Raw genomic sequence first — 1,817 nt, 5'->3', positions numbered from 1 at the left:
GGTCCGTCTTTTGTGGTATATTTAGTTTGCAATGATACACCAACAAGATTATACGGCATATCAGACATATGCGCTACTAGATTTTAATATTTCTTTTGAAAAAGATGTACCTGCTGATGATATTTCAAGAGCTGTGATTGAAGTTACGGAAAGGATAGATATAAACAAGTTTGTTGACTTCACTCATAGAAATTCTCACGGGTATGATGGTCTCATGATGCTCAGACTGCTTCTGCTCGCTTTTGCGGATAATGGTTATGCATCTACAAGAAAGCTTGCAGAACTATGCAGAACTGACATCAGATATATGTTCATCGCACAGAATCAGAAGCCTTCTCATCAGGCATTTCAGAGATTCATCCATGATGATCTTATTATGTCTGTTGAAGATATATTCTACGAAATGAACAGAATTATGGAAGATGAACTTCCTATTGATACAGATGTGTTATGCATTGATGGTACTAAGTACGAAGCCAATGCCAACAAGAACACATTCATATGGAGAAAGAACACTGTCAGACATAGGGAAAGACAGTGGAAGAAGTGTAATGATACTATCAAGAGAATCAATAAGTTCTTTAAGGAAAAGAATATCAACTGCAGATATTCCATTCTTAGGGAGCCTAATATTGATTATCTATTGAGAGTTACAGATAAAATAGAGATTTACATGAAGGACAATGGAATAGAGTTCGTTCATGGAAAAGGATGCAGAAAGAGCGATATTCAGAAGCTTTATGATGAGCTAGCGAAAGAAGCGATGAAGCTTTTTGAATATGCACTGCATTTTGATATGCTTGGTGACAGAAACAGCTGTTCCAAGACAGACCCTGATGCAACCTTCATGCACATGAAGTATGACTATTATAATCATACTAACGTTTTCAAGCCTGGATACAATGTCCAGGTAGGCGTGAGTGACGGCTTCATCAGAAACATTTACGTAAGCAGTGACTGTTCTGATATTCAGACATATATTCCCTTCATGGAGAAGTATAAGCTCATGTATGGTAAGCTTCCTTTAAAGACACCTGCTGATGCAGGCTATGGTAGCTATGATAACTATATGTACTGCAGGGAAAACGGTATTGAGCTGTTTATGAAGTATCCAGGATATTATGAGGAATCCAAGAAGACGAATGATAAGAATAGATTCAGAGCCTCTCATTTTGAGAGAACTGAAGATGGCGGGTATATATGTCCTGCTGGTCATGAGTTCGAGGTGGATAAGGTAACTACTGATACAAGGGGCATATATGCACGAAACAATATAAAACTAATAAATCATCACTGTGATGGCTGTCCATTCAGATCAAGATGTACTAAATCCAGAATTGGAAGAAGCATAAATTACTGCAAGGAACTTGATGAATTTCATAAGGAAGTAAGAAAAAATGTCACAAGTGAAGAAGGCAAGAAACTCATGTTCAAGAGAGATAATGAAGCAGAAGGAACTTTTGGTGATCTTAAGGAGAATATGGGTTATGACAGACTCTACAGAAGAGGACATGACAATGTTCAGATGGAGATCTGCCTTGTCGCAATGGGGCATAATATCAGGAAATACCAGAAACTGAAGAAGAAAATCAAGGAAACAGAAGAAAAACAGATGAAACAGGTCGGGGAGATGCTCAGATTATTTATCTGCTGATAAAATTTTTTTAAGAAATGAGCAGGTTCTTTTTAAGTGCGTCTGAAATATGAAAAGGTTATTCACCATGCAATAGTGAATAACCTTTTTGGGTTTGGATATACGAAAAAGAGCTGTAACGCTCAAGGTAGTAGTAAATACTACCTATTCGTTACAGCCCCTT

The 1,817-nt window shown here is 37.3% G+C and carries 1 protein-coding gene; it reads left to right on the top strand.

Annotated elements, in window-relative coordinates; translation table 11 throughout:
- Positions 1-31 precede the first annotated feature (31 nt).
- Positions 32-1,654 carry an IS1182 family transposase gene (locus EAI80_RS12950; protein WP_129982365.1) on the top strand — a complete coding sequence of 541 codons (1,623 nt, stop codon included), beginning with the start codon at positions 32-34 and terminating at the stop codon, positions 1,652-1,654.
- The last annotated feature ends 163 nt before the right edge of the window (positions 1,655-1,817 follow it).

Origin of the sequence: Catenibacterium sp. co_0103 (genome assembly GCF_004168205.1) — a bacterium.
Lineage (GTDB): Bacteria > Bacillota_I > Bacilli_A > Erysipelotrichales > Coprobacillaceae > Catenibacterium > Catenibacterium mitsuoka_A.
Note: the sequence above shows the minus strand (reverse complement) of the source record. Positions and strands in the feature narration are given on the sequence as shown.